This is a genomic window from Oryzifoliimicrobium ureilyticum, assembly GCF_037199735.1.
GTDB classification, from domain to species: Bacteria; Pseudomonadota; Alphaproteobacteria; order Rhizobiales; family Rhizobiaceae; genus Rhizobium; species Rhizobium ureilyticus.
In genome coordinates, this window is sequence record NZ_JBBBVQ010000012.1 from 25,581 (window position 1) to 50,862 (window position 25,282).

The window sequence follows — 25,282 nt, forward strand, 5'->3', positions numbered from 1 at the left end:
CGCTTTCTTAACTTTGTTGCGGCAAGACTTCACGGAGAGTTTGTCCGTAACGTAAAGTAGTGCGTGTTTGTTATGGCGGTCATCGAGGCGGCGGAAAAAATGCTACCGGCGCGTTTGCGGCCGGCCGGTCAGAAGGCAGTTGCAGCTCTTCACGCCGCCCTATTCGAACGAGGCGACAAGGCGGCCGCCCAGCGCATGGCTTTGGTCGCATTTGCCATCCGAATTGCCAGCGCTGGCCTTGCCTTCCTCTCTCAGATCGCCCTGGCACGCCTGATGGGCGAATATCAGTATGGCATCTTTGTTTTTGTCTGGGTGCTGATCGTTCTGTGCGGGGATCTCTGCTGCTTCGGCTTTCACATCGCAATTATCCGCTTTCTGCCGCAATACAAAGCGGACGGAGCCTTTGCCGAAATCCGTGGATTGACAGGAACTGCAAGGGTCTTCGCCCTGGTCTCCGGCACCTGCCTCATGCTCGCAGGCATGGCATTTCTGCATTTTTTCGGAGATCGGATTGAGCCCTATTATCTCTTACCGGCATTCATCGGCCTTCTGGCCATGCCGATGGTGACGCTCGGCGATATGCTGGAGGGAACCTCGCGCGCCAATCACTGGCCGATCATGGCCCTGGGGCCGGTCTATCTTGTTCGACCTCTGTTGATCATCGTCTTCATGGGAGCGGCTGCCTTGGCAGGTGCGCCGGCAACGGCCGTCACAGCAATGCAGGTGGCGCTTCTTGCGACTTATGTAACCGCTCTCGGGCAATATGCGGCAACGCTTTTCCGCTTACGGCGGCACTACGACAGCGGACCACGCAAGATTGAGCTTGCCCGCTGGTTTGGCGTGGCCGGTCCGATATTTCTCGTCGAGGCCGCCGGTTTTCTTCTCACCAATTCCGACGTCGTGGTGGTGGGTATCTTTCTCGAACCGCACAATGTGGCAATCTATTTCGCTGCAGCAAAGACCATGGCGCTTGTCCACTTCATCATGTTTTCGGTGAAGGCCGCATCAGGTCCGCGCTTTGCAACCATCATGGCGGAAGGCTCGCAAAGCAAACTGGCGGAAGCTGCCGGCGAAGCTGCGCGATGGACCTTCTGGCCAGCTCTTGCATTGGGCCTTGTCATTCTCGCTTTCGGGCATCTCCTGCTGTCGCTCTTCGGCGGCGCCTTCACGGCAGGTTATGTTCTGATGGGCATTCTTCTGTGCGGCATCCTGATGAAGGCGCTTGTTGGCCCAGCCGAAACCTTGCTGATGATGGCCGGGCGCCAGAACATTTGCGTCTGCGTCTATGCCGCCGTGCTCAGCGCCAATGTGGTGCTTAACGTGGTGCTCATTCCGCATTTCGGGATCGTCGGCACGGCGGTTGCCACCGCATCGGCGATGGCCTTCGAGGCGCTTTTGCTTCACATCGCCTGCCGCCATGCACTCGGCATCCGGCTTTGCGCTGTACTGCCAGCATCAGCAAGACGTGAAGGAGTCGCGTGACGATGAGCCGCCCGCCACATCTTCCTTTTTCCGAACCGAGCGACCGGATGATCAGCGATCTTGCTGCTCTCAATCTACAAACTCGCCCAACGGAAACACGCATCGAAATCGGCAGGCAGGGGCGCGAACTCTGCATCTATCCGGGTCAGATCGGTTACGACCTTCAGGACGAGCTTGATTTTCTCTCCAACCGCGCTCTGGAGCCAAACGTCTTTTTCTCCGCACGCTTCCTAGCTCCCGCCATGCCGCGACTGGATGAGCGCCGGGTGAATTTCCTGCTGATGCGTGACCGCAACGCGGAGCGAAATCGGCTTCGGCTGTTGATGCCGTTTTCGACCGAACGTCCCGGCTTTGCCGTTGGTCCCTCGATCACGCGTATTTGGTCGAACCACTTTGCACCGCTCGGCACGCCGTTGATCGATGCCGAAGGGACGGCCGAAACGCTCGACAATCTTCTGGAGGCGCTGACCCACGATGATCTGCGCATGCCGCAAATTCTGGTCTTGCCGGACCTGCGGCTCAATGGCGTTTTTTCGCGCATGCTGAAGGCTGTTGCGATGGCGCGCAATCTTCCGGTGGCCGTTACGGACAAGGCGCTGAGGCCGATGCTGGAGAGTGAGAAAGACGCTCTCGATTACTTGAAGGATTCAATTTCGAGTTCGCATATGCGCGAGATGCGGCGTCAGTGGCGGCTTCTCGAAGAAAAGGGCGAGGTCGCTTACAATATTGCGCGTCAACCACGCGATGTTTACCGCCGGTTCGAAGAATTCCTGGCCCTCGAAGCGGGCGGCTGGAAGGGTAAACGCCGAAGCGCGCTCGTCACGGACCGCTACCACACTGCCTTCGCAAGAGAGGCCATCTCGAACCTTTCCGCGATCGATGCCGTGCGTATCCACACCATCGACCTCAATGGAAAGGCCATTGCTGCCGTCGTCGTTCTCATGATGGGCAGCGAGGCCTATACCTGGAAGACGGCTTACGCGGAAGAATATGCGCGCTATTCGCCTGGCAAGCTGCTGATGGCCGAATTGACGGAATGGCACCTCGACGATCCTAACATCATCCGCTCGGATTCTTGCGCCGTTCCCGATCACCCGATCATGAGCCGTTTTTGGCAGGAGCGTGAGGAAATGGGCACTTTGGTCGTGGGATTGACCCAAAACAGCGACAGGGACGTGCGCCAGGTCACGGGGCAACTGCATTTGTATCGCAGCACGCGCAACATGGCCAAAATGCTGCGCGATCGCATCTTATCGCTCGCTGCCAACGCCAAGGCATCGCGCGTGCGAACGGATTGATCCGAACGCTCCATCCATCACGATAAAGCTCACGGCGCGCCGTCCCTCTTGGGTTGGCGGAACGGTGGCCTGTTATGTTATTGCCATAAAGCACCTTCATACCGGCTTCTGCTTCTTCATTCCTTGGCGAGTACACCATTATGACCGTTGCCTTTGAAGCAGATCGTTTTCGTTCAACAGCCGCATACTATACGCGCTATCGAGTTCCCTATCCGGACAGCCTCATTCAAAAGGTGGCAATTGAAACCGGGTTTCGCGCCGGCGAGCGCCTGCTCGATCTCGGCTGTGGCCCTGGCCAGCTCGGCATCGCCTTTGCCCGTCTTGCAGGAGCTGCAGTTATCGGCATGGATCCCGAACCTGAAATGCTCGAGGCCGCACGCGAAGCCGCGCGGCAGGAAGGCGTTGCGGCAGAATTCCGACAAGGCTCATCCTATGATTTAGGCCCCGGCCTTGGTCCGCTCGCGCTCACCGTCATGGGACGCTCCTTCCATTGGATGGATCGCGCTCAAACGCTGCAATCTCTCGACAGTCTGACAAGGAACGGCGGCGCGGTCGTTCTTTTCGGGGATCGTCACATCAGTTGTGCGCCTGACTGGCGTGGCCTGCTCAACGAACTCTCGACACGCTTTTCACCGGAGCGCGCCGCCGAACGCGACAAGAGGCGCTCGGCGGATTGGGCGCCACACGAAGCCTTTCTTTTGGAATCGCCCTTCAACGACCTCCTCCGGATTGGCGTCGTCGAAAAGCGTCATCTGACAGCAGATGACATTGTCGGCCGCGCGTTCTCCATGTCAGTCACCTCGGTTCAGGCTCTGGGCGGGCGAGCAAAGGCCTTCGAAGCCGCTTTGCGGTCAGAATTAGCAGCGCTCTCCTCAGGCGGAGACTACTGCGAATATGTGGAGACTTTCGGCTTGATCGCCCGACGAAGCTGACGGCAATTTCACGATTGCAGCGCACGCGCCCCAAGTTTTTCACGCATGGAGGACAAGATCTCCGCGGCCAGGGCGCGGTCTTCGACAGCGCGTGCCAGATTGATCGCTCCCATCATCGAAGCCAGCGTCGTCAGGCCGTTTTTCCGCTTTTCTTGCGTCGTCGCACCGGGCGCAATTTGTGCCAGGAGATCAGCCAGCATACTGAGGCCGTCGTTGAAGACCTTTCGCATCTCTCCTTCGCTGCGACTGACTTCATGCATCAGGGCGGCAAAGACACAGCTATCGCTCGGGTCATCGATCATGCACCAGGAAATATAATGCTCAAGCAAAGCCGCTAAAGGCCTTGCGGGATTGCTTGCGATAATCTCGCTCCAGCGGTCCTCGACCTTTGCAATCAGTCCCTTGCAGACCTCGATTGCAAGCTCATCCTTTGATTGGAAGTGGCCATAAAAGCCGCCATGCGTAAAACCAGCCGCCTTCATGATGTCGGCAACGCCAACACCGTCAAAGCCCCGCTCGCGAAACATTCTTCCTGCAACGAGAATGATCTTTTCGCGGTTTTCGGCAAATTTTTCGCGGCTGACACGCATTCTAAACTCCAGGCTCACACACAGCCTTGACAAACTACACGATCACGTCATGAATGTGCAAGAAACATGATGACCATCATCTAAATAGGTGATGGATTGATCACCCAGACAAATGGATCGCCAATGTTATCCACGCCGCTTGCTGCCAGCCTCGCGAGGCGAAACGTCCACTATGGATGGGTGATCGTCGTCGCCACCTTTCTGACAATGCTCGTAACGGCGGGCGCCATGGGCGCGCCGGGCGTACTGATCAAGCCGTTGCAGGACGAGTTCGGTTGGGAAACTTCGCAGATTTCCTCGGCGCTTGCCGTTCGCCTTTTGCTATTTGGCCTTATGGGTCCCTTCTCCGCAGCCTTCATGAACTACTACGGTGTTCGAAGGGTGATCATCTTTGCCTTGGCGTTGATAGGAGCAGGCTTCATCGGCTCCATCTTCATGACGCAGCTATGGCAGCTTCTAGCCCTTTGGGGCATCGTCGTCGGCTTCGGCACCGGGCTGACGGCCATGGTTCTTGCGGCCACCGTTTCAGCGCGATGGTTTACCAAGCGCCGCGGTCTGGTGGTCGGGATGCTGTCGGCCAGTTCGGCGACGGGCCAGCTCGTCTTTCTGCCGCTGATGGCGGACCTTACGGCAAATTATGGCTGGCGCGCCACGGTGCTTTTCGTCTGTGCCATGATCGCCGTTGCGGCTGTGATCGTTGTGTTGTTGATGCGCGACCGACCATCCGACCTGAACCTTGCGCCGTTCGGTGAGGTACAGATTGCACCGGCGCCCGCAAGAGGCACGTTGTTGGCGGCGCTGAAAACACCGCTGACGACGCTGCGGGATGTTTCGAGTTCCTCCACATTCTGGATCCTGTTCGCAACCTTCTTCATCTGCGGATTAAGCACCAATGGCCTCATTCAAACCCACTTTGTGACTCTATGCGGCGACTTTGGCATTGCTCCGGTTGCCGCCGCCAGTGTGCTTGCCGTCATGGGCATCTTTGATTTCTTCGGCACAGTGGGCTCCGGCTGGCTGTCTGACCGGTTCGACAATCGCTGGCTTCTGTTCTGGTATTACGGTTTGCGCGGGCTTTCCCTGCTCTTCCTGCCATTCAGCCATTTCACGTTTTATGGCCTCTCGATCTTCGCAATCTTTTACGGGCTCGACTGGATCGCGACGGTACCGCCAACAGTCAAGATCGCTGCCGATCGTTTCGGACGGGAAAAAGCAGGTCTTGTTTTCGGCTGGGTCTTTGCCGGGCATCAACTGGGGGCGGCAACGGCAGCCTATGGCGCTGGGCTCTCCCGCACCGCGCTGTCGAGCTATCTTCCGGCGTTCTTCATCGCTGGCGCCTTCTGCATTCTCGCGGCAATCCTTGCCATTACACTGCAGAAGCCCGGCATAACCGTCAGGACACCTGCGGCCGCTTAGAGAGGCATTGACAGAAAAAGCGCAAGCAGGTCAACCGCCCGCTTGCGCAGCCCCGTCGCCCCATGCTAGAGACCCGCCTCGTCAGGTTTTGCAACACTGTTTGCAACATCGGCCCTGTGCGGGCGTGGCGGAATTGGTAGACGCAGCGGACTCAAAATCCGCCGTCGAAAGACATGTCGGTTCGAGTCCGACCGCCCGCACCATATCTTCTTTTCAGAGTGATTACACAGCCGGCAGCGCGAAGTTGCGCGAGCTGTAGAAACATCGTTTCACGAAAAAATGTGACCGCGCCTTTTGTCATGTCACAGAGGGGCATTTACAGCGGGCAATCATATCCCTAAACCTCCTCCTGGCGTTTTTGAGCATGCGCAGCAACAGTTTTTGCGCTGCGAAAGAGGCGGTGGAAAGGATCTGAATGCTGCGCAGACTTTATGACTGGACAATGTCCCTCGCCGCCAGCAAATCGGCTGAAGTCTGGCTTGCTGTCATTGCTTTCGTTGAAAGCTCCGTTTTTCTGGTTCCGGCCGACGTGCTGTTTTTGCCGATGGCTCTTGCCAAGCCTGAACGCTCCTACCGCTATGCAACTGTGGCGACCATCGCGTCGGTTCTTGGCGGCATTGCTGGCTGGGCTATCGGACATTACTTTTTCGAAGGCGTTGCGCGGCCGATCCTGGAATTTTATGGCAAGCTCGACAGCTTCGAGCAGATGAAGAACTACTTCGATAGCGAGTGGATCCTGCTGCTGCTGGTGACCTCGGGGCTTGCGCATCTACCGCCCATCAAGGTGGTGACCATCCTCTCGGGCGTCATCAATATGAGCCTGACGCTCTTCATCGTGTCAGCCGTCATCGCGCGTGGTGCACGATTCTTTGCGCTTGCCTGGCTTTTGCGCCGTTATGGCGAACCGATACGCCACTTTATAGAGAAAAGGCTCGGCCAGATCGTCGGCATTGCTGCGGTCGTCGTGATCCTAGCCTTCCTCGCCTACAAACTTCTTGCTCATTGACGTCATTTTCGCTCTGATTCGACATCGGGCGTTCTAAACTTTGAATGGTGCCACCTGTCGATCTCGCCCAAGCCATTACGGTGACGTTGACTTAAGGTTCTGGAGAAACATTGTGACCGCTGCAGCTTCTGTCTCCCGCCCTACCTTTACCTACGCCGCTATTCTGGCCGTCGCCATGGCTGCGGTCGTCGGGACTGCGCTTGGCTTTGAACATCTTGGCGGGTACATCCCCTGCGCGCTCTGCCTGCTGCAGCGCCAGCCCTATTATTATGCCATTCCGATCGCGTTGCTTGCTGCGGTTCTAACATTGACACGTACGCCCGCGTGGATTCCACGTGCACTTATCCTCGCCGTTGGCCTTTTGATGGTGGTGGATGCAGGCATGGCCGCTTACCACGCCGGCGTAGAATGGCACTTCTGGCCAGGGCCAGCGACCTGCTCTACCTCGGCTGCCGGTGTAACCCAGGATGCCAGCAACCTTTTGAGTGACCTCAATACCATCAAAGGACCGTCCTGCACGGATGCTGCTCTGCGCGTCCTCGGCCTGTCCTTCGCAGGTTGGAATTTTATCGCAAGTCTGGCGCTCGCCGTCTTTGCATTTATCGGGGTTCGCAAATCTGCCTGATCGTGAACCTCCGGCGCTAATGAGCCGGATGATAGGCAATATCCTGATCGTCAAAAAGGGCAAGTTTCGCTTTATCGATCGTAAAACCGACGGCGCTGTCGACCGAAGCGCCGCTCATGCCGGGATCGGTTCCGATGAGCTTGGAGCCGTCCTTCAAGCGAACGTGCAGGAGCGAACGGTCGCCGAGACGCTCCACGGTCTCAAGCGTTCCGTTGATGTCGGCCGGTGCGCTCGTTGCCATCACCAGGTGTTCAGGCCTGATGCCCAGCGTCAGCGAACCCTGCGGCACGTCGCCGGATCGGATAGAGGTTTTGACCCCCGCGCCATCGGCAAGCGTCACAGCAATAAAGCCGCCCTCGTCGGCCACGGCCTTGATGGGCAGGAAATTCATGCCGGGAGAGCCGACAAACCCAGCCACATACCTTGTAGCAGGACGCGTATAGATCTCGGTCGGCGTAGCGACCTGCTCGATTTTCCTGTTGTTGAGGAGCACGATCCGATCTGCCAAGGTCATTGCTTCGACCTGATCATGCGTCACGAAGATCATTGTCGCACCAAGCCTCTGGTGAAGCTGAGAAAGCTCGACGCGTGTGCGCGTGCGCAACCCTGCATCGAGGTTGGATAGCGGCTCATCGAACAGGAAGACCTCCGGTTCTCGCACGATGGCGCGCCCGATAGCGACGCGCTGGCGCTGGCCGCCGGATAGTTCTGACGGCTTTCGATCGAGAAGGTGCGGCATTTCGAGGATCTTTGCAGCGGCATCAACCCTCTTTTGAATTTCAGCTTTCGGCGTTTTGATATTCTTCAATCCGAAGGACATGTTATCGCGCACCGACATATGCGGATAAAGCGCATAGGACTGGAACACCATCGACACGCCGCGTTCGCCAGGCGCGAGCTGATCGACGCGCCGCCCACCGATCCAGATCTCGCCGCTGCTCACACTCTCGAGCCCCGCAATCATTCTAAGCAGCGTCGACTTTCCGCAACCGGAGCCACCCAGAAACACGACGAATTCGCCGCGCTCGATCGTCAGGTCGATATCGCTCAATACCTGAAACGCGCTAAAGCTCTTGCTCAATGACTTGATTTGTATGCCTGACACCCTTGTCTCCTTCATATGAAAGACGCCAAGCGTCCTCTGGTGCCTACTTCCTACGGATCCCCTTGCGGCTACTTAACTGCGCCGACGGCGACACCTCTGGTGAGCGTGCGTTGAAAAATCAGGAAGAAAATAATCGTTGGCGTGACGCCGAGCAGCGAGGCGGCCGCAATGGCGGTTGGATCCGATGTGGTGGCACCTACCAGAACCCCCATCGAAACCGAGACGGTCTGATTGTCGTTCGACACGAGAAAAACCAACGGAATCAAGAACTCATTCCAGGTCCAGATAAAGAAGAACGTTGCAAGGACCGCGAGCGTCGGACGCAGCACCGGCACCACCACTGACCAGAGGATTTGCCAGCGGCTGGCATTGTCAATGAGAGCCGCTTCGATGATCTCCTTCGGAAAGGTGCTCAGCACGGACGACAAGAGATAAGTCCCGAACGCGGTATGCAAGACGCCGAGGATCAAGATGACGGAGATCATCGAATCGAACAGGCCAACCTGTTTGGCCATGTAATAAAGTGGATAAACGAGCGCTTCTTGCGGCGCCATGATCGAAATCATCAGCACGACCAGGAGCGCCCGCCCGCCTCGGACCCGACCGATGCCGATCGCGTAGGCGTTAAGAAGACTGAGAAATACCGACAGGACGGCCGTGCACGCGCTGATTAGAATGCTGTTGAAGAGCTTTCGAGGAAAATTCACGTTGACCCAGAAGTTCTGCAGAGCTGTGAGGTCGAAAGAACGAGGAAAGGCAAGTGGGCCATTCGCGCCATAATCGGCAGGCGCCTTGATGGCGTTCATCGCCGCCAGGATGAAGGGAAAGAGTGTGCCAAGCAGCAGCACGAAAAGGATCAGGAGCACGAACCAGGCACCTTTACCCCGGCTGATCCGGTGGGCGGCAGAATTTTGTGCCGCTTCTTTTGCGGGAAAGGGAGCAACAAGAGCCATGGATTATGCCTCCTCCGATTGCCGGGACTGCACGCGCAGGAAAAAGACGCCGACGATGATCGTCGCAGCCGTTTGCAGGGTTGCGATGGCGGCGGCATAACCGACCCGGTTGGTGGTGAAGAAGTGATAGTAGGACATAAAGGAAGGCACCGTCGTCGCATTATCCGGACCACCCGAAGTCAGGACATAGACAGGCGCAAACATTTTCAGCGCTGCGATCAAGGTCGTGAGGGCCACCACGAAGATTTCCGGCTTCAACATGGGAATGGTGATGTAGCGGAAACGGATGAACCAGGTCGCGTTGTCGAGTTCGGCTGCCTCGTAAAGCGATGGATCGATGCGCGCCAGCCCAGACATGAAGACCACGAGGCAATATCCAACCTGAATCCAGACAATCATCGCTGAAATGGCCCAGATCGCGTAGTTGGCATCGCCCAGCCAGTTCTGTGCCAGGAAGTCGAGGCCGATCCCCTTCAAGGCGGCGTTGACGACGCCGACGGGATTGAGAATCCAGCTCCATAATACGCCAGCGGCTGTCAGCGGTAGAATCTGTGGCAGATAAAAGCCGGCGCGAAAAAAGCTCGACAGTCTTTCGCTGAAGTGAACGGCAACGTAATCATAAAGCACCGCCGCCAGGACAAGACCAAGCATGATCGGCAGGATGGTCATCGGAATGACGAAAAGACCGACGTGCTTGAAGGAACCCCAGAACACCGTGTCGCTCAGGAGCCGAACGTAATTGTCGAACGCGATGAAGCGCGGCGTGCCGATCCCTTTCCAGGCCGTCAGACTGATGAAGACATTGGCGATCAACGGCACGAGCACGATCAAGATCAGGGCCGTACAGCCGGGAATGAGATAAAGATAATAGCCTGCTCTGCTGGTTGCCTTGGCATTCGCCATCGTCGTTCTCCATTGGGAAGCAACGAGGCGGGCCGGTCACAGCCCGCCGCTCAGGTTAAGGCCTTGATGCATGTCGCGCCGAACTCTCATCTGTGACCGGCTGCGACATGCAAAAGGGACCTTAAGGCGTAAACCGCAATTGCGACGATGCGCGAAGCGATTTAGCGGGAAGACTGCTCGTCATCATAAGCCTTCTTCAATCGTTCGACGAATTGCTCAGGAGTGATCGAGCCACTGAACAGACCCGTATCGGCTTGGTTCAGCAGTTCGTAATAACCTGGAACAGGCCAGTCGGGATAAAAGCCGAGCCCATTCTTGTCGGCAATCTGCTTGAACATCTCAACATTTCGCTTGCCGATCGGATCGGTAATATTGGCAGGGTCTGCCGCCACGGCAACGCCGCCGTAATTGGCTTGCAGGTTCTGATTTTCCTTGCTCAGCAGGATATCGATGAAGTCATAGGCGTATTCCTTGTTCTTCGCGCTCTTCGGCACGACGAAAAGGTTTCCGGTGGAACCGACGCTGTATTGCGGCGTCGGGAACAGGAACTGGTTCCATTGGAAATTCTTGATGCCGGCGGCAAACTTGCCGTTATTCCAGGTCCCGGCAACGAGCATCGGCGCTTTGCCCGCGGCAAACAGACCTGCCACGTCGATGTCCTTCAGACCGGTCGCGTCCTTAGAGATATAACCCTTCTTAATCCAGTCGGCGATTTTCTGTGCGGTAAAAAGGAAAGGCTTCGTGTCGAGCGGCGCTTTCAGCCCTTGGTAGTTCTTCACCCAGGTATCGTCGGCCTGGGTCAGCGCAAGCGTATAAAGGAGGTGCTGGCCGTTGGAATCAACTGCACCAACGGTCAATGGGGTAACGCCTGTCTTCTTGAAGGCTTCAAGCGCCGCTTCGAACTCTTCCATCGAAGTCGGTATCTTGATGTTGTTCGCCTTGAACATATCTTCGTTATAGAACACGGAAACAAATTCCGCATGGGCTGGAAGACCCACAATCGGGCCCGACCCATAGATGCCGGTCTCGTCGTATTTGCTGAGTTGGAGATTGGCTTCGGGCAGGATCTTATCCCAGCCGCGTTGTTTTACGACGTCGTCAAGGGGTGTCAAAAGCCCTTGGGAGGCGACGAGACCGGCCGTCGCGTTACCTTTGTTATATTCCAGAACATCGGGCGCCTGATCCGAGTTCAAAATCATGCTGCCTGCTTTTTGCAACTGATCGAATGTCTTCTGCTCAAACTTCACTTCGACGCCGGGATGCTTGGCCTTGAATTCCTCGACAGCCTTGGTCCAAGCCTTGGCTTGCGGCGTATCGGGCAGCTCAAACCACCACACGCTGAATGTTTTGCTTTGTGCCTGCGCTACACCGGCCGCCATCATCAGCGTGACGCCTGCAGCCCCCATCAAGCGGGTAAACTTGCTCATCCGTGCTCCTCCACTGTCTTGAGCGTCTTACCTTCCCCAGCGGCGTTGCTCGCCTCACCGCCAAAGCGTTCTTCCCGATCGCACCGGGAAGATCACTGTCCTTCACCCCATCGTATCGATCGTCCAATACTCAAGGGTCTGCCGACTGCAACCGCCGACACCTCCTCCAGCAGTTACCACCAGCACATCAGAGCGCCGTTCGAAACGATTGCGTCCGATCTGCACTCTCAGCCTTTCAATTCAAGCATCATCCGACCGCTCCTCTTTTCACTGCGGTCAGATTATACCCTCTCGTCAGGCAACAAAGTCTCCGCCACGCGCCTGCTTCAGGTGGCGCAATGCGTGCACCTGGCCGGTCATTTCCAGATCGTCCCGGTAGACAGGATCGTGCCAGCCCTCGATGTCGATCGATCCGGAAAATCCAGCAAGACGCAGTTCCGAAATGATGTCGGTCCAGTTGCTGTCGCCAAACCCTGGCGTGCGCATGAATACGAAGGGCACCTTGCCGAAGATACCGTGCTCCTTGATGACATCCCAGCGAATGGTGGCATCCTTGCCATGCACGTGGAATATCTTCTTGGCCCACTTGCGGATCTGCGGCAACGGCTCGATGAGATAGACCATCTGATGGCAGGGTTCCCATTCGAGACCGAGATTGTCGTCAGGCGTCTCGTTGAACATCATCTCCCAGGCATCGGGATTATGGGCGATGTTCCAATCGCCGCTCTGCCAGTTGCCATCCATGGCGCAGTTTTCAAACGCGATCTTTACGCCCTTGTCGGCGGCGCGCTTGGCAAGCTCGCTCCAGACCTGCCGGTAGCGCGGCAGGCTTTCGGGCAGCGGTCGGCCACGAACACGCCCGGTAAAGCCTGCGACACAGGTTGCACCGAAGTGATGAGCATTGTCGATACAATCTTTCCAGCCTTTCAGAGTCTGAAGGTCCATCTCAGTCTCTTCAAGCGGGTTACCGAACATACCCAGCGTCGGGATAGTGATGTCGCGGTCGCCGATCGCCTCACGGCAGCGCTTGCCAAGCTCGGCAAGGTCTTTGCCATTCGTCGTCTGCCAGAAGAAAGGTTGGAAGCTTTCAAAGCCCATATCGGCAATTTCGGTAATCCGCCTTGCGGGATCCGAATTGGTCGATTGAAGCATGGTGCCGATGCGGATGGCTTTTGCGGGATCAGACATTGTTCAAACCTTAAGCAGCAATTTCAACACGTTTCCCGGTCTTGGCACTTTCGATTGCGCCAAAAACCATGGCAAGGCTTCGGATATTGTCAAAGCCGGCAGTCTCGGGAGGTTTTCCAGTATCAAGCGCGTTTACGAAGCTCGCGATCACGCTGGCATGGCCATGCGTCTCTTCGTCATGTTCAGGCGGCGGCACGTCAGCGAGAACAAAGCCGTGCAAAAGGCCAGGCTCATTGCCGGCGACCGTTGCACGAAAATCTTCGGCCCCATCCCAGGTGAGCATACCCTTGGAGCCAATCAGCCGCCAGCGACCTTCCCAACTCGTCGGCTCACCTTCGGCACACCAGGACCCGCGATAGGTAAAGACGACATCGTCGGCAAACTCGAAGACGGCATTGGCCGAAGCGCCATGTCGATACCAGGAGCCAATCGGGTTCTTCTCGACACAGTAAACAGCCAGCGGCTTCTTGTTCGCCATGAAGCGCGCTGCATCGAATGTGTGGATCGCCATATCGAGAAGCAGCACATTATCCATATCCTCGCGAAAACCGCCAAAATGCGGCCCGAGGAAGAAATCACAGTGGAGTGCGGTTAACGTGCCGATCGCACCGCTTTCGACAAATCGACGCAAGCGCCGGACGCCGGAAATGAAGCGGCGATTTTGAACCACGGCATGCATTTGACCTCGTTCGGCAGCGAGGTCGATGAGAGCAGCCGCCTCCGCCAGCGAGGTGCCCATCGGCTTTTCGCTCAAGACATGGCAACCACTCTTCAAGGCGGTCGAAACGACATTGAAGCGGGCAGTCGGAATAACGACGTCGAAAACAATGTTGGCGCCGCTCTTTGCGATAACATCAGCAAGATCCGAGCCAATTACTGCCTTATCCAGACCATACTGAGCCGCCAACTCCTCAGCCGCGGATCTATTCAGATCGACCAGGCCGACGACATCGATCGACCCCGCTAGCATCGGATCCGACGTGATGGCCGTGAGCCAGCCTTTCGACATAGCTCCGCACCCGCAAAGAACGGCATTATATCTCAAGAATTTTCCTCCGTCGGTGAGGTCAAGTCTCCTCCTAACCTCGCTCCGTAAACGTTTACGAGACTATGCGGAAGTGAGATGCTATGTCAATAGAGAGCAAGAGGCGGACGGAGGAGACAACACGGATGGCAGGCATTCGAAAGCTGGCCGAGCATCTTGATATTTCGATCGGAACGGTTTCGCGCGCCTTGAACGGAAAGCACGACGTCAACGAGGAAACGCGTAAACGCGTCCTCGCAGCCGCTGAAGAACTTGGTTATGTCGCCAATCAATCGGGCCGCAGCCTGCGCCAGGGAAAGACCAACGTCATCGGGCTGATGACGGACTGGAATGCAGAGGCAATCGAAAACAGCGACAACTTCTTTCCTGCCCTGACGGCGAGCCTGCAAAGCGTCTTTAGCCGGCATAAGCTTGACCTCGTCATGCTTCCCTGTCCGAACGAGGAAGACCGCTTTGAATATCTAAAGCGAATGGTCGCGCGCCATATCGTCGATGCCTTCATCATCACCAGTACGCGGCGCAACGACAAACGCTTCGATTTTCTCATGAAGGCGAAGATCCCGTTTGTCGCGCTCGGACGGAGCGCAAGCGCACATCCCTTCCGCTGGGCGGATCTCGACTTCGAAGGCGTCGCCGGCTTTTCCGTGGATCGTTTGGTTGCCAAAGGACATCGACGGATCGCCGTCGTCGTCCCGTCCAGCGATATCAATCTCGGCCACGTTTTCCTTGAAGGCTATCGCGCCAGCCTACAAAGGCACGGCATCGCTTTTAACGACGAGCTTGTGATCCGCGTCGGCGCAAGCGAGCAAGGCGGTTACCAAGCCGGATGCGAGTTGCTTCAACTGGCCGAACGGCCAACCGCAGTTATCCTGGTTTACGAGCTGATGGCGATCGGGCTTTATCGCAAGCTGGAAGAAGAAGGGCTGTTGCCCGGACGCGATATCGCAGTCATCGGCTTTCGCGAGCAGCCGCGCACAAAATTCCTCCAGCCGAGGCTGACCTGCTTCCGCTGCTCCCTCTCAGATCTCGGAACAGGCTTGGGAGAGATGCTGCTTTCGACCATGAAGGCTTACAATCGCTTCTATCCGGATGCGCCGGAGACCTTGATCTGGCCGCTGACATTTGCCCCCGGCGAAAGCGATGGCCCGGACAGGTGAGGCTGCTGTGATCAGAGGTCGATCGATTGTCCCTGAGGGAACTACTGCCTTCGACTTTTCAAATCGGCGATAGCAACCGCCAACCTATGCCGAGCACAGCGGCCATGCATAGGCTCGCGATGACCGACCATCTGAGACGGAAAATAACGAAGGCCGACAGCAGCGTGAGAACGAGGGAAGGCGCCACCAGCGAACTGAAGACAGGGACGTCCAGCATCAGCGGGCCAAAAGCGACAGATCGGATTTCGGCAAAGAGCACATGAAGACCAAACCAGACGGCAAGATTGAGGATCACCCCGACAACGGCAGCCGTGATGGCCGACATAGCCCCGGCAAGCGCCCTGTTGCCACGCAAGGTTTCGATGAAGGGCGCGCCGGCAAAGATCCACAGGAAGCTTGGCAAAAACGTCACCCAGGTCGTCAGGATCGCCCCGAGCGTCGCCGCTGTCAGTGCCGATAAGCTGCCGGGATCTCTATAGCCTGCCAGGAAGCCGACAAACTGGGTCACCATGATCAAGGGACCAGGCGTCGTTTCCGCCATGCCCAGCCCATCGAGCATTTCTCCAGGACGAAGCCAGCCATAGTGATTGACCGCAGCTTGGGCAACATAGGCGAGCACGGCGTAAGCGCCGCCGAAGGTGACGACTGCCATCTGGCTAAAGAACAGGCCAATCCTCGAAAAGACATTATCCCATCCGAGCGCAAGGATGAGCGAGACCACGGGAAGGAACCAGAGCAATGCGAGCAGGCCCGAGATTTTGAGAGACCAGGCGAGATTAGGCCGCGCATGCGTAGGGATGTCCTCGCCAAGCACCGAGTCCCGATCTTCAAGGGTCTTGTCCGATGCGGACTGATGCCCGCCGCCAACCCTGAAGGCAGGCAGCCCGCTCCGCCCACCGACATAGCCCGCCATCGCGGCTGCAATAACAATCGCTGGAAACGGCACATGAAGCGCGAAAATTGCAACAAAGGCGAGCGCCGCAATCGCGATCATGACTTTGTTCTTGAGCGCCCTTCCTCCGATCCTGAACACAGCTTGGACGACAATCGCGAGCACTGCGCACTTAAGACCAAAGAAAAGGCCCTGAATCGCAGCGACGTTCCCGAAGATCACATAAATATAGCTGAGGAGAAGAATCGCGAGAAAACCCGGCAGGACAAAGAGGAGCCCGGCAATGATGCCCCCTTTCGTCTTGTTGAGAAGCCATCCGATGTAAATCGCGAGCTGGTGCGCTTCTGGCCCTGGCAGAAGCATGCAGTAATTGAGCGCGTGGAGGAAACGATGCTCTCCCACCCAGCGTTTTTCTTCCACGACGATGCGATGCATCACGGCAATTTGACCGGCAGGACCGCCGAAGCTGAGAGCTGCCACACGCGCCCAGACCTTGACGGCCTCCGGCAGCGGAACGACATCGCCGCTCCGGCTCTGCGCTCGACTGTCAGTCATAGGCGCTCACGCCGCAAGGCCGATATGAGCGCCGGAGATTGAGACATACGAGCCGGACGGCACGGCGTTGAATTGCAAGAGATCAAGGCTGCAATTCACTATCCCAGTAGAGATAGTCGAGCCAGCTTTCGTGCAGGTAGTTTGGCGGGAACAGGCGGCCGTTGTTGTGCAGATCCTGAACGGTCGGCTGATACGGCTTCTGCGCCGGGAACATGCCGGCTTGCTTCGGAAGCTTGCTGCCCTTTTTGAGATTGCACGGCGAACACGCGGCAACGACGTTCTGCCAGGTCGTTTCACCGCCATGGGCGCGTGGGATGACGTGGTCAAATGTCAGTTCGTCATGCGATCCGCAATACTGGCATTGAAACCGGTCGCGCAGGAACACATTGAACCGGGTGAAGGCAGGATGCCGCGATGGCTGCACATATGTCTTCAGGCTGACAACACTCGGCAGCCGCATCGAAAAACTCGGTGAGGATACGGAATGGTCGTACTCGGCAATGATATTCACACGGTCAAGGAAGACCGCCTTGATCGCGTCCTGCCAGGACCAGAGCGACAAGGGATAATAACTCAACGGCCGATAGTCGGCGTTCAACACGAGCGCCGGAAGGGCCTGGGGAGAGACTGCAATCGTCAAGGAACCCTCCTGATCGATTCGGCATCTGCATCCTTATATTAGGCGCGTTGTGACGCTATTGTGAAGTCCCAATAATTTTGTCACCCAGAATCGACGATTTGAAATGCCCGATCAGAAAAATCGGCCCAAAATCTTCAATTTCTTTAAAAATCTCAGCTTTCTCACACGCATTCGTTGGATGCAGAAGACTGCGACAAAACCGCGCCACAGAGAGCGGTATGAGGCACAGTCACGCCACCGGAAGAACGCCGCGCCCCAGTTTGGCTGAATAATAGGCCCAGAAAAGTCGGGCCGCCACGGAACGCCACGGCGACCATGCCATGACCATGGAGGCGAGTAACGCTGGCTTTGGCCGCTCAGTGAGGCACAGACCCGCCGCAACCGCATTTTGCAGAGCAACGTCGCCCACCGGAAAAAGATCTTGGTGGCCGCAGCAAAACATCAGATAGACCTCCGCAGTCCAAGGGCCTACACCTTTGACGGCCGTCAGTTTCTGCACAGCTTGAGGAGCATCGAGGGTGCCAAGATCAAAAAGATCGATGTTTCCCGCAGCGACCGCCTCAGCAAGAGCCGCAAGACTTTTCGCCTTCGCCCCAGACAGGCCGTAGCCACGCCATGCCTCTGGGCCAGCGGCAAGAAATTCCTCTGCGGTCAGCTCGTTGCCGCCATACGTCATGCGCCGCCAGATCGCTTCGGCGCTGGCGCGGGAAATCATCTGCGACACAATAATGTGAGCAAGCCCCGAAAAACCAGCCGCACGCAGGCGTAGCGGCACAGGACCGGCCGCGTCGACAACGGGTATAAGACGCGGATCGAGGCGCATCAACTCTGCAAGCCCGAGCGCGATATCAGCTTCATGGCGAATGATGGTCAGCCCCGCTCCCCCTTGCGCAAAATTCGTGTCAGAAGAAAGCATGCTCGATCGCCAACGTCAAAGTCCGGTCTACCGTTTCGCCCCAAGTCCAAATGGACGTCTGCACCTTGGCCATGCGCTATCTGCTCTTCTGAACAGTGATATGGCCGCGCAAACCAGGGGGACACTACTTCTGCGCATCGAAGACATCGACCTTGCCCGCTGCACCCCTGCTTTCGAGGCTGGCATATACGAAGATTTGGCCTGGCTTGGAATCGATTGGCAAAAGCCGGTCCGCCGGCAATCGGATCATTTTTCCGACTATCGCCAGGCATTGGAACGCCTGAAAGAGATGGGCCTTGTCTACCCGGCTTTCATGACACGCGGCGAGGTCCAGGCCCGCGTCAAGCAAAGCGAGATAGCAGGAGGACGATGGCCACGCGATCCGGATGGCTCCCCTCTTTATCCTCAAGACGACAGGCAAAGATCCGAGTATGAATCCGCGGAGCTGCTGAAGAGCGGTCGTCGTTATGCTTGGCGTCTTGATATGGAAAAAGCGATCGAGCATGCCGGCCGCGACCTTTCCTGGATGGAAAGCGGCGACGGCGAACGGGGCATAATCCTTGCTGATCCAGAAAAATGGGGCGATGTCATCTTATCGCGCTCCGATGCGCCGTCGAGCTATCATCTTTCCGTGGTCGTAGATGATGCCCTCCAGAACGTGACTCATGTCGTGCGCGGCGCCGATCTCTTCCAGGCGACGGCCGTCCACGTTCTCCTGCAGAAGCTCCTTGGTCTGCCGCAGCCGCTCTACCATCATCATCGCTTGATCACAGATGCTACCGGCCGCAAGCTTTCCAAGAGCGATGGCGATGCCGGCATAGAGGCGCTTCGCCACCGGGGGCTGTCACCGGCGGACATCCGCCGCCTTGTCGGCTGTTGACGCCTTATTGCGATTGCGTCCGCTCAAGAAGCGATGCGACAGCATCGAGCGCAGGCGAAATTTCATCATAGCAGCGTTGATCTCACCGCCGATAATGAAGATGACGCCGATCATATAAAGAAAGATCAAGACGATCATGATCGACGCAAGGCCGGCATAGGTCGCCGTGTAGTTAGCAAAAGTGCTCAGGTAATAAGCAAAGATCAGTGCGCCGGCGAGCCACAGGATGAGCGTGATGAAAACACCCGGAATAACGTCATAGACTTTGCGTCTTCCGGCCGGCAACCAGAGGTGAACGATGAGCAGGCCCGCCGTCAGAATGAACAATGTACCGTAAATACGCCAGGAGAAGATCACCTCGAGGGTGTCCGCCAGCAGTGGCAGCCAATGTCGCGCATAATCGAGACCGAGCGGCACAACGACAAGCAGGATGCTGACAGCCGCAAGAATGAAAACGGCAATCACGACGAAGCCAAGGCTTGCCATGCGCGTCACGTACCACGGACGCGTCTCCTGCACGCGATAGGCGCGGTTGAGCGAAATTCGCAACGCTTCGACGCCGTTAGAGGCAAAGTAGGCAGCCGCCAAGACGGAGATCGTCAACAGTCCGCCGCGCGGAACCGTCAAAACCTGCAGTACCTGATCGGCCAGCGGTTTGGCGATTTCCTCGGGCCATGTGTCGAAGATAAGATGCACGGCCGTCGACGAGAACTGATCGGCCCCCAGAAAGTTGGCGAGTGCCGTTCCGAATATCAGAAAAGGGAAAACCGCGAGCAAGGTCGATAGCGCAATGTGGCTCGCCATAGCAAAGCCGTCATCATCGATGAGATGGCAGACGGCATCGTATGCCACGTCATAGAACCTGCGCGCTAACTTCGCCATCCAACCTCGCATGTCTATGGCATTGTCTCGATGGGTTGAATATGGGAAACGAAGATCGTTTCGTAAACAGGGAGCCGCCCGATGTCAGACCGGCCCGTCGTTATTGTGACCGGATGCTCCTCCGGCATCGGCGCTTATTGCGCAAGGGCACTGGTGCGCGATGGATGGCGCGTTCTGGCAACCGTGCGCAAGAGCGAAGACCAGGCTGCTCTTGAGGCCGATGGCATCGAGACATTCTTAATGGATTACCGTGACCAGCAAAGCATCAACGACTTTGTCGCAGCGGCGGGAGAACGAACAGAAGGACAGATCGACGCCTTGTTCAACAATGGCGCATACGGTCAACCGGGCGCCGTCGAGGACCTTCCGACCGAAGTGTTGCGCGAGCAATTCGAGACCAACGTTTTCGGCTGGCATGAATTGACGCGACAGGTCATTCCTTTCATGCGTCGCCGCGGCGCAGGCCGCATCGTGCAGTGTTCTTCGATCCTCGGCATCGTTCCCTATCGGTTTCGCGGTGCCTATACGGCGTCGAAATTCGCGATCGAAGGACTGAGCATTACGCTGCGGATGGAGTTGATGGGAAGCGGCATTCACGTAAGCCTCATCGAACCGGGACCAATTGCCTCGCGCTTCACCACAACAGGGCTTGCCAAGTTCAGGGAAAATATCGATCTCGAGGGTTCGGTCCATGCTGCGGCCTATCGTCGCCAGCTGGCGCGCCTTGATGGCTCCGGCCCGATAAACCGCCACAAGTTGGGGCCGGAAGCCGTTTATACCGCGCTGAAACGCGCATTGACCGCGCCCCAACCGAAGCCCCATTATCCGGTCACCGTCCCGGCACGGCAAGGAATGATTCTGAAGCGGCTTTTACCCTCGGCACTCTTCTATCGTCTGATGCGCTGGGTGGATTGAGGAGGAGGCCTCTCGCATCATGTCGACATTTACCTATGTACTTGCCATCATCGTTATGGGAGCAGTGGCGCTGGTTCTGATCCGCGGCCTGTTCAACATGACGAAAGGCGGCGACGCCAATCTATCCAATCGGCTGATGCAGCTTCGCGTGCTTTTGCAGGCAGTCGCTATCATCCTCATCATGTTGACGCTCTGGCTGACCGGTGGCGGCAGGCCAGGGTAGCAAGTCGAGACTAAAAAAGGGACGAAATGGTCAAGCTGAACAGGATCTACACGAAAACCGGCGACGACGGCACCACGGCACTTGTGTCGGGACCCAGACGTCGCAAGGACGACCTGCGGATTGAGGCGTTTGGCACAATAGACGAGGCAAATTCGGCCATCGGGATTGCAAGGCTACATCTAGAGAAAGACGATCCGCTCGACGGGATGCTGATGCGCATCCAGAACGACCTTTTCGATCTCGGCGCCGACCTGGCCAATCCGCAGACGGATGTTCCTGACGGTTACGAGCCATTGCGCATCGTCGCTTCTCAGGTCGATCGGATAGAAGCCGATATCGACAGCCTGAATGCAGAACTTGACCCGCTCACCTCTTTCGTTTTGCCCGGTGGGCACCCGGCTGCAGCCCACCTGCATCTGGCGCGAACGATCGCACGGCGTGCCGAACGTTTCATGGTTTCGCTCGATCGTACCCCCGGCGAGGCTGTCGGACCGAATGCGCTGAAATACGTCAATCGCCTCTCCGATTTTCTGTTCGTCGCCGCCCGCCACGCCAACGACAAAGGCAGGGCCGACGTCCTGTGGGTACCGGGAAAGAATCGCTGACGGCGCTGAGCTGCTCACAGGACCGCAGCATAAACTTTCGCAGGATGAAAATATTGACGTGAACGTCAACGTAATATAGCTGGTAAATTGCCTGTCTGCGGCATGGAATCGTTGTATTTGGAGGAAAAACGCGTATCCATGTCGCCAATCGACAATCAGACCGGCCTGCAAGTGCGCATGTTGACAGCACCGATCTGGGAAGGAAGGACCCGATGAAGATACTCGTCCCCGTTAAGCGGGTGGTTGACTACAACGTGAAGATCCGCGTGAAGTCGGACGGTTCCGGCGTGGAGCTTGCCAATGTGAAAATGTCGATGAACCCCTTCGACGAAATTTCCGTCGAGGAAGCCTTGCGGCTGAAGGAAGCCGGCAGGGCTGAGGAAGTTGTCGTCGTTTCGATCGGGCCGGCCAAGGCCGAAGAAACGTTGCGTACCGCACTTGCCATGGGCGCCGACCGCGCGATCCTGATCGAAACCGACGATGCCGTTGAACCACTTGCCGTTGCCAAAATCTTGAAGGGTGTCGTCGAGACGGAAGCACCGGGTCTTGTCATTGTGGGCAAACAGGCGATCGACGACGATTCAAACCAAACCGGCCAGATGCTGGCTGCCCTTTTGAAATGGGGACAGGCAACTTTCGCATCGAAGCTGGAACTCGGCGACGGCAAAGCGACCGTTACGCGCGAAATCGATGGCGGCCTGCAAACGATCGACGTCAAGCTGCCTGCGGTGGTGACGACGGACCTGCGCCTCAACGAACCGCGCTATGCGTCCCTGCCGAATATCATGAAGGCAAAGAAGAAGCCGCTCGACAAGAAGAGCCCGGCAGACTTCGGCGTCGACACAACGCCTCGCCTGAAGGTTCTGAAAACGGAAGAGCCCGGCGGCCGCAAGGCCGGCATCAAGGTCGGTTCGGTCGCCGAACTCGTATCGAAGCTCAAGACTGAAGCCGGCGTGCTTTGATCATCACGCAGAGGAAACGATAAAATGGCAATTCTTCTTCTTGCAGAGCACGATAACAACGCGGTTTCGGACCAGACTGCCAAGGCCCTGACCGCAGCGCAGAAGATTGGCGGAGACGTTCATGTGTTGGTAGCGGGTGCCGGCGCCAAGGCGGCTGCCGATTCGGCTGCCAAGCTCGCAGGTGTCTCGAAAGTGCTGCTGGCGGACGATCCCAGCCTTGGCAACGCTCTGGCCGAACCGTTGGCGGATCTCATCATATCGCTGGCGCCGAACTACGATACGATCATTGCTGCGGCCACGTCGATTGGCAAGAACGTGCTGCCCCGCGTTGCCGCCTTGCTCGACGTTGCGCAGATTTCGGAGATCATCGAAGTCGTATCTCCCGATACATTCAAGCGGCCGATCTATGCTGGCAACGCCATTCAGACAGTTCAGTCCAGCGACGCCAAGAAAGTGATCACGGTGCGCACGGCGGCCTTTGCCGCAGCGGCAGAGGGCGGCTCGGCAGCGGTGGAAGCTGTTTCGCCAGCTGGGAATCCAGGCCTTTCCTCCTACGTCTCAGATGCGATCTCCACATCCGAACGTCCGGAACTCACTTCGGCCAAGATCATCATCTCGGGCGGACGCGCGCTTGGTTCGGCAGAAAAATTCAGGGAAGTCATTCTGCCCGTGGCCGACAAGCTCGGCGCAGCCGTTGGCGCATCACGCGCGGCTGTTGATGCGGGCTATGCTCCAAATGACTGGCAGGTCGGACAGACCGGCAAGGTGGTCGCTCCCGATCTCTACATTGCCTGCGGCATTTCCGGTGCGATCCAGCATCTGGCCGGCATGAAGGATTCCAAGGTGATCGTCGCGATCAACAAGGACGAAGAGGCGCCAATCTTCCAGGTCGCCGACTATGGCCTGGTCGGAGACATCTTCGAACTGCTGCCGGAATTGGAAAAGGCACTTTAAACCAAGCTACGAGCGTCTGGAAAAAACGCTTCGACCAGTCTACTAATCATGCTGGGCAATTGTTGCCCGGCAATTTTTTTGACTGGAATACGGCGCCACAGGAGCCGCCAACGGGGGAAAAACGCCATGAATGCGGACCTGAGGAATATCGGAGTGATCGGTGCCGGGCAGATGGGCTGCGGCATTGCACATGTCTCGGCAATGGCAGGCTACAAAGTCCACATCTACGATATCTCACAGGATCGAATTGAATCTGGCCTCGCCACGATCAACGGGAATCTCGGCCGGCAGGTCGCCAATGGCAAGATGACGGATGAACAGCGAACCGAGGCGCTATCGCTGATCTCAGGATCGTCCGACGTCAACGACCTCGCCGTCTCCGACCTTGTCATCGAGGCCGCCACCGAGGACGAACAGGTCAAACGCAAGATTTATACGCTGATCTGCCCTGTCCTGAAGCCTGAAGCGATTTTGGCCACCAACACATCCTCGCTCTCAATCACGCGCTTGGCGGCGGCTACCGATCGACCCGAACGTTTCATGGGTATCCACTTCATGAACCCTGTCCCGGTCATGAAGCTGGTTGAGCTCGTGCGCGGCATTGCGACAGAGGAAAAAACCTTTTCGGCCGCCAAGGCTTTTGTCGCGACCCTGGAAAAGACCGTGACCGTGGCCGAAGATTTTCCAGCCTTCATTGTCAACCGCATCCTGCTGCCGATGATTAACGAGGCGATCTACACGCTATACGAGGGTGTTGGAACGGTCGATGCGATCGACACGGCCATGCGCCTTGGTGCCAATCACCCGATGGGGCCGTTGCAGCTGGCCGATTTTATCGGGCTTGATACCTGTCTGTCGATCATGCAGGTGCTGCATGACGGGCTCGCCGACAGCAAATATCGGCCGTGCCCGCTGCTCGTAAAATATGTCGAAGCTGGTTGGCTCGGGCGTAAGTCGGGGCGCGGCTTCTACGACTACCGTGGCGAAACGCCCGTTCCGACCCGCTAAATCAAGGTGTACTCGAAAGCATCTTAAAGATCGGCCGCGCTGGCGGCTGATATCAAGGCTTTTCCATCGGCGCTGTCCCATGAAGCAGGTCCGTTCATCGCCCCGATCAGGCAACCCTTTCCATCGACGAGCAGCGTGACCGGCAGGCCGAACGCAAGTCCTTCCTTCTTCAGGGTGTTGAACACACCCATCGTCGCATCGCGATAGAGCGGCAGATGATCGACACCGATCTCGCTGAGGAAGGCCTTTGGCTTTTCATCGTCGCCCGTATCGATATTGATCGGCACCACTGTGAAGCGATCGCTGCCAAGATCCCGTTGCAGCGCATTCAGAGCTGGCATTTCCTCCCGGCAGGGCACGCACCATGTGGCCCAAAGATTGACGAGCAGCGTCTTTCCGGCAAAACCTTGCAAAGACGTCTGCTGCCCGTCTGCTGATTTGAAGGCGATCGAGGTCAAGGGGCGCGGATTGTCGACAGCCGTCATAGCCGCGACATCTCCCTTCAGAAGCGGCGCGATTTTTTCTTTGACGGAGGCTGACGCCGGGCAGTTGCCGGCAACCTGATCGTCGCCATTGCCATACCCCGCTTCCTTCATGTAAACCGCTGCGGCACCGGCAAGAAGGCCCGCTACGGCGGCGATCCCTATCAGTTTGAGGGATGGCAGGCGGAAGGGCGTCTTTCCAGTCATTTCATTCTCCGAACGATCAAGGCAAGGCAGGCGC

General features: G+C 57.2%; 26 protein-coding genes and 1 tRNA gene. 15 read left to right on the forward strand and 12 right to left on the reverse strand.

Features of this window, described 5'->3' with window-relative positions; genetic code table 11:
- Positions 1–72 precede the first annotated feature (72 nt).
- From VQ830_RS16635 to VQ830_RS16645, 3 genes are all read left to right on the forward strand, one after another.
- Positions 73–1,482 carry a lipopolysaccharide biosynthesis protein gene (locus tag VQ830_RS16635; protein ID WP_337269403.1) on the forward strand — a complete coding sequence of 470 codons (1,410 nt, stop codon included), beginning with the start codon at positions 73–75 and terminating at the stop codon, positions 1,480–1,482.
- 2 nt (positions 1,483–1,484) lie between these two features.
- Positions 1,485–2,780, forward strand: coding sequence for a GNAT family N-acetyltransferase (locus tag VQ830_RS16640; RefSeq protein ID WP_337269267.1), 1,296 nt, complete (start codon positions 1,485–1,487; stop codon positions 2,778–2,780).
- A gap of 137 nt (positions 2,781–2,917) precedes the next feature.
- The gene (locus tag VQ830_RS16645; protein ID WP_337269404.1) at positions 2,918–3,712 is read left to right on the forward strand and encodes a class I SAM-dependent methyltransferase; all 795 of its coding nucleotides are present in this window, start codon (positions 2,918–2,920) and stop codon (positions 3,710–3,712) included.
- Positions 3,713–3,720: 8 nt separating this feature from the next.
- Here VQ830_RS16645 and VQ830_RS16650 read toward each other — a convergent pair whose 3' ends face one another.
- The gene (locus tag VQ830_RS16650; RefSeq protein ID WP_337269268.1) at positions 3,721–4,302 is read right to left on the reverse strand and encodes a TetR/AcrR family transcriptional regulator; all 582 of its coding nucleotides are present in this window, start codon (positions 4,300–4,302) and stop codon (positions 3,721–3,723) included.
- Between the two features lie 123 nt (positions 4,303–4,425).
- Here VQ830_RS16650 and VQ830_RS16655 point away from each other — a divergent pair, with 123 nt between their 5' ends.
- The 4 genes from VQ830_RS16655 to VQ830_RS16670 all read left to right on the forward strand — a co-directional run bounded on the left by VQ830_RS16655 (position 4,426) and on the right by VQ830_RS16670 (position 7,349).
- The gene (locus tag VQ830_RS16655) at positions 4,426–5,718 is read left to right on the forward strand and encodes an MFS transporter (protein WP_337269269.1); all 1,293 of its coding nucleotides are present in this window, start codon (positions 4,426–4,428) and stop codon (positions 5,716–5,718) included.
- Positions 5,719–5,836: 118 nt separating this feature from the next.
- Positions 5,837–5,921: transfer RNA gene (locus VQ830_RS16660), tRNA-Leu, on the forward strand.
- Positions 5,922–6,133: 212 nt separating this feature from the next.
- On the forward strand, positions 6,134–6,724 hold the full coding sequence (locus VQ830_RS16665; protein WP_337269270.1) for a YqaA family protein: 591 nt from the start codon (positions 6,134–6,136) through the stop codon (positions 6,722–6,724).
- A gap of 112 nt (positions 6,725–6,836) precedes the next feature.
- Positions 6,837–7,349: a disulfide bond formation protein B gene (locus VQ830_RS16670; RefSeq protein ID WP_337269271.1), complete on the forward strand. Its 513-nt coding sequence runs from the start codon at positions 6,837–6,839 to the stop codon at positions 7,347–7,349.
- A 16-nt stretch (positions 7,350–7,365) separates the two neighbouring features.
- Here VQ830_RS16670 and VQ830_RS16675 read toward each other — a convergent pair whose 3' ends face one another.
- The 6 genes from VQ830_RS16675 to VQ830_RS16700 all read right to left on the reverse strand — a co-directional run bounded on the left by VQ830_RS16675 (position 7,366) and on the right by VQ830_RS16700 (position 13,970).
- Complete coding sequence (locus VQ830_RS16675) at positions 7,366–8,454, reverse strand: ABC transporter ATP-binding protein (protein ID WP_337269272.1); 1,089 nt, start codon at positions 8,452–8,454, stop codon at positions 7,366–7,368.
- A gap of 68 nt (positions 8,455–8,522) precedes the next feature.
- Positions 8,523–9,407 (reverse strand): carbohydrate ABC transporter permease, encoded by an 885-nt coding sequence (locus VQ830_RS16680; protein WP_337269273.1) that lies wholly within the window; start codon positions 9,405–9,407, stop codon positions 8,523–8,525.
- Positions 9,408–9,410: 3 nt separating this feature from the next.
- A complete protein-coding gene (locus VQ830_RS16685; RefSeq protein ID WP_337269274.1) occupies positions 9,411–10,310 on the reverse strand; it encodes a carbohydrate ABC transporter permease in 900 nt (299 codons plus the stop codon).
- Positions 10,311–10,471: 161 nt separating this feature from the next.
- Positions 10,472–11,737 carry an ABC transporter substrate-binding protein gene (locus VQ830_RS16690; protein ID WP_337269275.1) on the reverse strand — a complete coding sequence of 422 codons (1,266 nt, stop codon included), beginning with the start codon at positions 11,735–11,737 and terminating at the stop codon, positions 10,472–10,474.
- 294 nt (positions 11,738–12,031) lie between these two features.
- Positions 12,032–12,925 (reverse strand): sugar phosphate isomerase/epimerase family protein, encoded by an 894-nt coding sequence (locus VQ830_RS16695; RefSeq protein ID WP_337269276.1) that lies wholly within the window; start codon positions 12,923–12,925, stop codon positions 12,032–12,034.
- 10 nt (positions 12,926–12,935) lie between these two features.
- The gene (locus tag VQ830_RS16700) at positions 12,936–13,970 is read right to left on the reverse strand and encodes a Gfo/Idh/MocA family protein (RefSeq protein ID WP_337269277.1); all 1,035 of its coding nucleotides are present in this window, start codon (positions 13,968–13,970) and stop codon (positions 12,936–12,938) included.
- Positions 13,971–14,095: 125 nt separating this feature from the next.
- Here VQ830_RS16700 and VQ830_RS16705 point away from each other — a divergent pair, with 125 nt between their 5' ends.
- Positions 14,096–15,127, forward strand: a complete 1,032-nt coding sequence (locus VQ830_RS16705) for a substrate-binding domain-containing protein (protein ID WP_337269278.1) — start codon at positions 14,096–14,098, stop codon at positions 15,125–15,127.
- A gap of 58 nt (positions 15,128–15,185) precedes the next feature.
- On the opposite strand, the gene chrA is transcribed toward VQ830_RS16705, so the two are convergent.
- The 3 genes from chrA to VQ830_RS16720 all read right to left on the reverse strand — a co-directional run bounded on the left by chrA (position 15,186) and on the right by VQ830_RS16720 (position 18,130).
- On the reverse strand, positions 15,186–16,574 hold the full coding sequence (gene chrA, locus VQ830_RS16710) for a chromate efflux transporter (RefSeq protein WP_337269279.1): 1,389 nt from the start codon (positions 16,572–16,574) through the stop codon (positions 15,186–15,188).
- An 82-nt stretch (positions 16,575–16,656) separates the two neighbouring features.
- Entirely contained in the window at positions 16,657–17,214 is a 558-nt protein-coding gene (locus VQ830_RS16715) for an HNH endonuclease (protein ID WP_337269280.1), read from the reverse strand.
- Positions 17,215–17,443: 229 nt separating this feature from the next.
- Positions 17,444–18,130, reverse strand: coding sequence for a DNA-3-methyladenine glycosylase family protein (locus VQ830_RS16720; protein ID WP_337269281.1), 687 nt, complete (start codon positions 18,128–18,130; stop codon positions 17,444–17,446).
- Here VQ830_RS16720 and gluQRS point away from each other — a divergent pair.
- On the forward strand, positions 18,129–19,010 hold the full coding sequence (gene gluQRS / locus VQ830_RS16725) for a tRNA glutamyl-Q(34) synthetase GluQRS (RefSeq protein WP_337269282.1): 882 nt from the start codon (positions 18,129–18,131) through the stop codon (positions 19,008–19,010). The two genes, VQ830_RS16720 and gluQRS, sit on opposite strands and share 2 nt — an antisense overlap.
- Here gluQRS and VQ830_RS16730 read toward each other — a convergent pair.
- On the reverse strand, positions 18,975–19,892 hold the full coding sequence (locus VQ830_RS16730; RefSeq protein WP_337269283.1) for a YihY/virulence factor BrkB family protein: 918 nt from the start codon (positions 19,890–19,892) through the stop codon (positions 18,975–18,977). The genes gluQRS and VQ830_RS16730 overlap by 36 nt on opposite strands.
- An 81-nt stretch (positions 19,893–19,973) precedes the next feature.
- On the opposite strand from VQ830_RS16730, the gene VQ830_RS16735 reads away from it, so the two are divergent.
- The 6 genes from VQ830_RS16735 to VQ830_RS16760 all read left to right on the forward strand — a co-directional run bounded on the left by VQ830_RS16735 (position 19,974) and on the right by VQ830_RS16760 (position 24,559).
- Entirely contained in the window at positions 19,974–20,807 is an 834-nt protein-coding gene (locus tag VQ830_RS16735; protein WP_337269284.1) for an SDR family oxidoreductase, read from the forward strand.
- A 19-nt stretch (positions 20,808–20,826) separates the two neighbouring features.
- On the forward strand, positions 20,827–21,030 hold the full coding sequence (locus VQ830_RS16740; protein WP_337269285.1) for a twin transmembrane helix small protein: 204 nt from the start codon (positions 20,827–20,829) through the stop codon (positions 21,028–21,030).
- Between the two features lie 26 nt (positions 21,031–21,056).
- A complete protein-coding gene (locus VQ830_RS16745) occupies positions 21,057–21,635 on the forward strand; it encodes a cob(I)yrinic acid a,c-diamide adenosyltransferase (protein WP_337269286.1) in 579 nt (192 codons plus the stop codon).
- A 212-nt stretch (positions 21,636–21,847) separates the two neighbouring features.
- Complete coding sequence (locus VQ830_RS16750; RefSeq protein WP_337269287.1) at positions 21,848–22,597, forward strand: electron transfer flavoprotein subunit beta/FixA family protein; 750 nt, start codon at positions 21,848–21,850, stop codon at positions 22,595–22,597.
- A 24-nt stretch (positions 22,598–22,621) separates the two neighbouring features.
- A complete protein-coding gene (locus tag VQ830_RS16755; RefSeq protein WP_337269288.1) occupies positions 22,622–23,551 on the forward strand; it encodes an electron transfer flavoprotein subunit alpha/FixB family protein in 930 nt (309 codons plus the stop codon).
- A 126-nt stretch (positions 23,552–23,677) separates the two neighbouring features.
- Entirely contained in the window at positions 23,678–24,559 is an 882-nt protein-coding gene (locus VQ830_RS16760) for a 3-hydroxybutyryl-CoA dehydrogenase (RefSeq protein WP_337269289.1), read from the forward strand.
- 23 nt (positions 24,560–24,582) lie between these two features.
- Here VQ830_RS16760 and tlpA read toward each other — a convergent pair whose 3' ends face one another.
- Entirely contained in the window at positions 24,583–25,248 is a 666-nt protein-coding gene (tlpA, locus tag VQ830_RS16765; protein WP_337269290.1) for a thiol:disulfide interchange protein TlpA, read from the reverse strand.
- Positions 25,249–25,282: the final 34 nt, after the last annotated feature.